Annotated in this window: 9 protein-coding genes; 4 read left to right on the top strand and 5 right to left on the bottom strand. The window is 32.2% G+C overall.

The genetic code is table 11. From position 1 onward, the window contains the following. Nucleotides 1–212 precede the first annotated feature (212 nt). On the top strand, nt 213–767 hold the full coding sequence (locus RCJ93_RS16405) for a site-specific integrase (protein WP_446739598.1): 555 nt from the start codon (nt 213–215) through the stop codon (nt 765–767). A 133-nt stretch (nt 768–900) separates the two neighbouring features. Here RCJ93_RS16405 and RCJ93_RS16400 read toward each other — a convergent pair whose 3' ends face one another. After that, complete coding sequence (locus tag RCJ93_RS16400; RefSeq protein ID WP_446739597.1) at nt 901–1,656, bottom strand: hypothetical protein; 756 nt, start codon at nt 1,654–1,656, stop codon at nt 901–903. A gap of 351 nt (nt 1,657–2,007) precedes the next feature. Between RCJ93_RS16400 and RCJ93_RS16395 the strand changes: the two genes are divergently transcribed. Continuing rightward, nucleotides 2,008–2,247, top strand: a complete 240-nt coding sequence (locus RCJ93_RS16395) for a hypothetical protein (RefSeq protein WP_446739596.1) — start codon at nt 2,008–2,010, stop codon at nt 2,245–2,247. A 665-nt stretch (nt 2,248–2,912) separates the two neighbouring features. On the opposite strand, the gene RCJ93_RS16390 is transcribed toward RCJ93_RS16395, so the two are convergent. After that, entirely contained in the window at nt 2,913–3,095 is a 183-nt protein-coding gene (locus RCJ93_RS16390) for a hypothetical protein (RefSeq protein WP_446739595.1), read from the bottom strand. 392 nt (nt 3,096–3,487) lie between these two features. On the opposite strand from RCJ93_RS16390, the gene RCJ93_RS16385 reads away from it, so the two are divergent. Both RCJ93_RS16385 and RCJ93_RS16380 read left to right on the top strand, forming a co-directional pair. Continuing rightward, nucleotides 3,488–4,456, top strand: a complete 969-nt coding sequence (locus RCJ93_RS16385; RefSeq protein WP_446739594.1) for a hypothetical protein — start codon at nt 3,488–3,490, stop codon at nt 4,454–4,456. 43 nt (nt 4,457–4,499) lie between these two features. After that, nucleotides 4,500–5,168, top strand: a complete 669-nt coding sequence (locus tag RCJ93_RS16380; protein ID WP_446739593.1) for a helix-turn-helix domain-containing protein — start codon at nt 4,500–4,502, stop codon at nt 5,166–5,168. 55 nt (nt 5,169–5,223) lie between these two features. Here the strand turns inward: RCJ93_RS16380 and RCJ93_RS16375 are convergent, their stop codons facing one another. From RCJ93_RS16375 to RCJ93_RS16365, 3 genes are all read right to left on the bottom strand, one after another. Beyond that, on the bottom strand, nt 5,224–6,201 hold the full coding sequence (locus tag RCJ93_RS16375; RefSeq protein ID WP_446739592.1) for a hypothetical protein: 978 nt from the start codon (nt 6,199–6,201) through the stop codon (nt 5,224–5,226). Between the two features lie 385 nt (nt 6,202–6,586). Beyond that, nucleotides 6,587–6,868: a hypothetical protein gene (locus tag RCJ93_RS16370; RefSeq protein WP_446739591.1), complete on the bottom strand. Its 282-nt coding sequence runs from the start codon at nt 6,866–6,868 to the stop codon at nt 6,587–6,589. A gap of 30 nt (nt 6,869–6,898) precedes the next feature. Continuing rightward, a complete protein-coding gene (locus tag RCJ93_RS16365; protein WP_446739590.1) occupies nt 6,899–7,351 on the bottom strand; it encodes a hypothetical protein in 453 nt (150 codons plus the stop codon). Nucleotides 7,352–7,487: the final 136 nt, after the last annotated feature.

Below are 7,487 nucleotides of genomic sequence, written 5' to 3'. Positions count from 1 at the left end.
TTCTTTCTTAAAATATTTGGTAAAATTAATATATCATTAACTTCACGTCTAGTCAATGTCTAGACGGGAATTATTCTAGAAAAAATATGTATACTAAACGTATGAAAATAGATATTTTCATACGTTTTTTTTATTGATTTTACTGGGTTTTTCATTTTGATATATGGTAAGATACATAATATGTATGAAAACGGATTGAGAGGAGGATTCAAATGACCAAAGAAAAGAACGTGCAGCCATTGCGGACAAAGGCTGAAATTGAAGATTTTCGCTGGGCCCTATCCAAATATGGCCGGTCTCGGGATCTCTTTTTATTTAATTTAGGGATTAATGTGGGCCTGAGGGTGAGTGATCTGGTCCCATTAACGGTCCAGGAGGTCCGTGGTAAGACACATTTAGTCATCACAGAGCAAAAAACGAAGAAAACGAAACGTTTTTTGATTCCCAGAGCCACTCGAGAGCTGATTGAAGACTATACACGTGATATGAGCCCTTCTGCGTGGCTTTTTCCAAGTCAAAAAGGAAATGGCCATATTTCGACTACACAGGCCTACAGAGTACTACAGAAGGCCGCAGAAGCGCTTGGACGGGATGATATTGGTACGCACACGATGAGAAAGACGTTTGGTTATCATCATTACAAACAAAACAAAGATGTAGCTGTGTTGCAGCAACTGTTTAATCACTCTGCACCGTCTATAACGATGAAATATATAGGAGTAACAGAGGATGAAGTCGATGCTACTATGGAAGACTTTTCTTTGTGAAAAATCACTGTTGAGGGGTTTGGTATTAATGAAAGTGCTACAAGAGGAAATAAAACTTAAATACTAATGTATTTAGTTAGAAAAATGGATAAAAAAAAGGAGACTTTAAAGATCTCCTTTTAGTTTATTCATTTTAATATTCTACTAGTGTTTTTGATCCACCGATTTTATATTTAAAAGTAATTATATCGTCTATTTTTGCGCCTACAGGTTGCCCTTTTATAGCGAGACCTACCACGTTATATCCAATAAGCTCTAACTTAACTCCTTTTTTAGAGTCATAATAACTAGAGTTAACATCTTCTTGAACCCAACTAGTTGGTACACCAAAACTGTGAGATTTTACATTACTCTTTGTTATTTTTTTGTTAGTAAATGCACCATTCTTGTAGTTATATGTTAAATTAACAGTAACTGTAGCTGGTTGTGTAATTGATTTTAAAGGATTCCATGAGGGTTTTACTGTTACCTTTAATACGTCAGTTCTACTTTGGGAAGCTGCAAATGTAGTGATTCCGCGATCTGCTATACTAGTAGGAGAACTGGAAATTGAATCTAAACCTTCTGGTAATTCTTCCATTAATGTTTCTTGTTCTTGTTTTTGTTCTTGTTCTAAGTCTGCTATTGCTTTTTGGAAATCTTCTATACTATCAAAGTTAATAAATGGTGTATTTTCAGGTAAGTCAGTTACATCCACTAGTTCTAAAGAATCCGTTTGATTTGCAATATCTTTTATTTCATTCATTGTTGCTGTAGAGTTTTCCGAAGTGGATGCAGTGTCATCAACAGATATAGGGTTTTCCGAAGTGGCAGATGCAGTATTACTAAAAACACTACTACTTACCAAAAAAATGCCTGACAATAAAAATGGTGTAAATTTACTTTTCATATAATTAATCTCCCTTTATGTATTTTTTACCAACAAATATAGTATACTTTACTAATTAAGTAATTACTAGATAGGAGTTATATTTTTGAAGAAAAAAAGTTCATTATATTTATTAATTGTAAGTATTTTTCTAGTTCTTATCTTTTCGTTTGTTTTTGATATTGGTCATAGGGTTGATAGTGATAACTCACGTTTTTATGGTTTTCCAGCTGAGTGGATGGGGTTATATTCGGATGGAACCTTTAGTTTTATGTTGTTAGGTTTGTTATTTAATATTGCACTTTTCTATTTAATTTGCTTCGTACTCCTCAAAATTTTTAAGAAATAAACGTATGAAAATGATTACGGGGAATGGCAAATAAATTAAGGCATTTAGGTGTTGAAGTTGATAAAGATTATTCAACTTCTTATGAAGTCTTAAAATCAATTACTGAAGAAGACGAATGGATTTATTTTTTGGAAGATCTCGAATATGTGCAGCAAGGACATGAGGACTACTCAAAAGAGGAATTCGTTGACATGTGTTTAAAAAGCAATTTAGAAGAAAATGACCAATGTAGGAAAGGCATAGAAGCCCATTTAAGGTTCTAAAAAAGAAACAGTAAGTAGCTTATAACTACTTATTATTTCTTTTGATTTAACGGTGAGGAAAGATTTTAGAGAAAAGAAAGAGCATAAGGAAAAAATGCCCCCAATTCCATTGGGGGGGTAGGCAGAGCCTAACTTTTCCATGGGTACACGATTTTTTTGTTTGCTGTACATTTGCCATACACTTTTTTGCGAAATAAAGAGAAAAAATATCGTTACAATTCATTTTAAATGAATAGCAAAAAGCACCTTCTTGTTGTAAAAGAAGGTGCTTTTTATATTATTTACAGGTCTCGTTTGATTTAGAGAATAACGCATGCTCTGTCATTTCCATCTTGATTTTTCGTTGAATTTTTTAAATTTCCTTAACGATATGGCTATTTTTTCGGTTCTTGTTCTGCCATTTTTAAAGCTCTTTGGATTATATTTTTCATCCTTTTCTGGTACAAAATGAGAATAAATCTATTAAAAATTTGTATAGCAATTGTATAGCAATTGAAAAAATCGTGTACCCATGGAAAAGTTAGGCTCTGCCTACCCCCGCAATGCAATTGGGGGCATTTTTCCCTTATGCTCTTTCTTTTCTCTAAAAAATTTTTAGTTCCAAAGCATCTGAATACGTGGCATAAAAAACACCTTCTTAGCAAACTAAGAAGGTGTTTTTTGAATTAGGCATCTTGCTGTTTTTTTAATTTCAGATGTAAGAACAAATTAAAAATAAAGAGTATGACACAGATCGAATAAACAGCCATAATGACAAAATCGAACGTACTAGGTGACTTGAAATCTACAAAATAAAAAAACAAGATAAACGAAATTCCAAGCGCAAGCAGGTTATCTTTTTCAAACATTTAAGCAACCTCTTTTCTTTTTCTATCTGTCACTTTTAATTCTATGATAAAAAAAATTACCAGTTCTAGCAAACTTGCTTTGCAGATTAATAGGCTTTAGCGTACAATATGAATTATAAAAAAACGAGCGGGAAAATAAAAAAAAGCCATTCAACGTGAGTATATAAGTGCGGCTAACACTTATATATTCATCACATCGTATTCACGGTACGATGCAAATTGTTGAAATGACTTAATTTACATTTGTAATAGATATAAAAATATTATCTATATGCTATTCTATAAAGTTTTTGAGTAGTTTTCAAGTGTTTAGATTGTCATTTTAAGCGTTTGTATCGTCAATTATGCGATACAAACGCTTTTTTTCTTCCAAAAAAGGAGAGAAATTTTTAATGACAACATATACAGCAAACAATCAACGAATTCAATTCTTCATCAACTGCAGCACTAAATATTCAGCAAAAGAAATCAAAGAAGCAAAAATCCAACGTCTAAAGCAATTAGAGGACGATTTAGGCCGTCAAAATATACTTTTGAATGAGTTATTCCCTTCCAAACAATACCTAGTTCTTGAACAAATCATCTATTGGATCAACAAAAATAATGGTATTTGTAAATTTGGTACAGATAAACTCATCCAGTCTATACACGACAATATCGATGTATCTGTATCTGTTAGAACGGTCAGAAATGCGATTAAAGCGTTGAAAGCAACAAATCAATTCATTGTTACTCGTTTACAATCAAATCGCTGTAATAACGGAAAATACGTCATTGTTGATATGAAGCATGCGAATTTTAAAGAGATCTTAAAAGAAGTCTTTTTATTGTCAGAAGAAAAAATTGCACATCAGTTTGCACATCAGAAAACAGAAAAAAATGACGATAAACCATTGGTACAACAGCAATCTACTGATATAAATCAGAGTTCTAACCTTACTAACTTTAAAACAAGCAATATAAATAATAATATATATAAGGCTGTTCAACAGGAAATTGAAGAAGATGCATTGAAAAATAACACTCGGGAGTATGTTTCAAAATTTGCGGTTAATGATTATCAATTAAAATTCTATGATCTAATTGATATGATGCCATTTCCTATACAAATCATGGATAAAAAATCTGTTTTAGCGTTACGTATTGGGTCCGATGCAACTGCTAAAACATTTGTTAAGGCCAAAGATCTGATTATGCATATGGCTTTAAGAATCAAAGAAGGATATACATACGATAACGTGGTTGCTGCGTTTACCAAGGGCCTTCATAATGCCGTGCAATATAAATCTGTAAAAACTTTAATAGCACCAAAATCAAAAGCGGTTCCTGTTTTCGCTCATTATAATTGGTTAAAAAGCTAGTAATAAATAATACATATAAAAGATGAACGGGAAGGAGAACCAAATGAAGTATTTCCAAGCCGGTGAAGTCGCTGACATACTGAATATTTCCACAGCATCCTTACGATCATATTCACAGTTGTTAGAACATGCAGGATATAAGTTTAAAAAGAATACAAATAAGCAACGTCAATATAGTGAACATGATATCAACATACTTAGCGCTATGCTAGCGCTAAAAAATCATCACGGTTTATCGCTTAAAATAGCGATAGAGAAGGTTTCTAGTGCTGACTTTTCACCTTCTAGCGTACTTCAACCAATCGCAGAGCGCCAAAACGAATCACCTAGCGCGCTAGGCGACGAAATCAATAACAGTGAGCTTTATCAAATATTAGAATTATTAACTAGCGAAATGATAGCGCTAAAAGTCGAAAATCAAGAATTAAAGGCGCTATTAAGTGCGCAAAATGATGCTATAAAAAATTTAGAAATCAAGCAGGACAAGGCTTTAAGCGCGATTGAACAACCGAAGGACAGTGTTGCGCTTAAAAGCATGCAACAGCAAATGGATACCATGCTAAGACATCAAACAAAGTTAGCTGAAACTGCACCTAATACCAATGCTTTAATGGCTGAAATTCGGAAATTAAATTCTAAGATTACTGAATTAGAAACGTTAGAAACTACGAATCAAACTAAAGGTAGTTTTTGGTCGAGACTGTTTAAATAAAAAAGGCAGAACAACTTGGCCAATTCAACCAAGGTTCTGCCTCATTTTGTTTAAGTTATCCTATATTGTCTATTTCAGTATAAGGAGCTTCAATAATAGTAGTTAATTTATCGTCCGTTAATTTCCCACGATATGCTGTACCTTTTGAATTGTGTTCATTATCTCGTCGGAAACGTGCTACTAAATTCCCTTCAGGATGACCTAAAGTGTAGGCAATAACAAATTCAGTACCTGTTTTACCTAATGAGTTTTGAAGTTCTTTTTTTAATTCTTTTAAATTACATTTATAGTTAGGGTTTTCTTGTTTACGCATTTCAATTTCGTAAGCAAGTAGACAACTACTAATATATCTATCTACTCGATATACATATTTATCTGTAACAAAACTCTTTGGAACTAATATCAATGGTCGATTTTGTAAATCTAGAATTTGATTGTAAGTGAATGTATCCCATTGGTGTGTAATGTGGTTCCAAAAACTTCCTTCTATATTTTCTTGGATTTGTGGTTTATTAGGCGCCTTAGCAGCTTGTCTATTGGTAAATTCGACAAGTTCTTTAAATATAAGACTAACCAATAAATCACTCATACGATCTTCACCAAAACCTTTTATAAATAGGATTGTATCCATTGGTTTTTTGATTACCCCTGATTTTACTAATGTGCGAGTCTCAACTCGAGTAAATAGCTTGTGAAGCATCTCTTGAGAACAACCTTTCCCTTCCGCTAATACCCCAGGTGAAATTTCAGATTTACCTAATCGTAAGCTGTTTTTTTCTTTGGATTGGTCTAATAGCTTTTTGACTTCGAATGAGGAATTCTCGTCTTTAAGATGCTCGAATACTGTATTAAAGAAATCTTCAATAATTAAATTACATCGTTTAGAAAGTGCATCTGAATTTCCGGCTATTTGAATACCATCTACATAAAGTCGATTATCCGCACCGTCTATAACAATATTTGGAAACTCTAATTCTGCCTGATTATCTTTCACGTTGAATAAATCAGATACTTTGTTGATTTTCATTTTCATTTTAATATTAACCTCATATTTTCTTTAGAATTTGCATCATTTTTAACAGATTTTTTAATCCTCCCAAAAATTTTTGCTTGCCAAAAGAAACCTATGAGTGTTATTATGTTTTTGCGAAGAAACATAATTTTTACACTTAAAGGTACCTTTACAAGAGTCATATGTACAATTGATGCTATATTGAACTTCCGAATGACCGGGCTTAAAAAAGAACGTAAGTGCCCCCTTTTATTATTATACTATTTTTCTGAAAAAATATCAAGACAAAATTCTACATTTTTTTAAGTATTTTTGTAAGCGCTTACAAAATATGAAGTTATAATAATTAACCGAATAACTATAGAATTTATAATTAGCAGTTCTAGATATCTAGAACTGCTTTTTACTACACAATCCAACCTAACTCTTTTGAAATTCGTTGAATTTGTCTAATGAATTTGTCATTAGGGCGTTTTTCTTCGATTGTTTTATCATTAGCAGCAGCCCAACGGTAAATTTGAGCTATAGAACCAGTTTTGCGTTTGAATATTTTTGCAAACTTAAGGGTATTTGCTTTTGTTGGTGCAGCCTCTAAAATTAGACTTAACTCTTCATCAGTCCACGATTTTCCTTTATTAGAATGGTCTCCAGATTCATCAAATATTTCGATTTCATCATTTAAGATCATTATTTTCCCTCCTTAAGGGTATCTAAAATTTCATTTACTATTAAGTTCATCAATCAATTTTGATTGTGACTCTTTAATTTCCTGTAACAATTTAAAATCTTCCTCATTTTTTAAGATACTAGTTGGAAGATTTTCCATTTCAAAATAAGCATTTTCAAGTATCTCACTTAAACTTTCTTTTAGTGTAAGCTCTTTAGTAATTTTTGCTGTATGCTTCTTTAAAGGATTTTTTGCAACTATTGCAGCCTTTGCTTTTGTTTCAGAATAAATATAGCAAATGCGTTTTCCATCTTCTTTTAAGCGTTCAAATACCTCTGCATCTGCCATTTTATTAATAAGCCCAGCCGTCTGATTAGAATTAATCTTTGGATAGTGCTTTTTTAACGCTTCACTAATTTCACTAAATTCATAACCTGTTTTATCAGTTAATTCTTGTGTAACTGCCATAAGCCCTTGAATGTAACTAACTTTAATTTCCGCCATGGAATATCCTTCTTTCTTAAAATATTTGGTAAAATTAATATATCATTAACTTCACGTCTAGTCAATGTCTAGACGGGAATTATTCTAGAAAAAATATGTATACTAAACGTATGAAAATAGATATTTTCATACGTTT

The sequence above is a fragment of the Rummeliibacillus sp. BSL5 genome (assembly GCF_052928305.1).
This window is presented reverse-complemented; position numbering and strand designations above follow the sequence as displayed.

Coding starts and splice junctions, on each gene's coding strand:
- RCJ93_RS16405 (WP_446739598.1), top strand. CDS start 213: ATGACCAAAGAAAAGAACGTGCAGCCATTGCGGACAAAGGCTGAAATT.
- RCJ93_RS16400 (WP_446739597.1), bottom strand. CDS start 1,656: ATGAAAAGTAAATTTACACCATTTTTATTGTCAGGCATTTTTTTGGTA.
- RCJ93_RS16395 (WP_446739596.1), top strand. CDS start 2,008: ATGGCAAATAAATTAAGGCATTTAGGTGTTGAAGTTGATAAAGATTAT.
- RCJ93_RS16390 (WP_446739595.1), bottom strand. CDS start 3,095: ATGTTTGAAAAAGATAACCTGCTTGCGCTTGGAATTTCGTTTATCTTG.
- RCJ93_RS16385 (WP_446739594.1), top strand. CDS start 3,488: ATGACAACATATACAGCAAACAATCAACGAATTCAATTCTTCATCAAC.
- RCJ93_RS16380 (WP_446739593.1), top strand. CDS start 4,500: ATGAAGTATTTCCAAGCCGGTGAAGTCGCTGACATACTGAATATTTCC.
- RCJ93_RS16375 (WP_446739592.1), bottom strand. CDS start 6,201: ATGAAAATGAAAATCAACAAAGTATCTGATTTATTCAACGTGAAAGAT.
- RCJ93_RS16370 (WP_446739591.1), bottom strand. CDS start 6,868: ATGATCTTAAATGATGAAATCGAAATATTTGATGAATCTGGAGACCAT.
- RCJ93_RS16365 (WP_446739590.1), bottom strand. CDS start 7,351: ATGGCGGAAATTAAAGTTAGTTACATTCAAGGGCTTATGGCAGTTACA.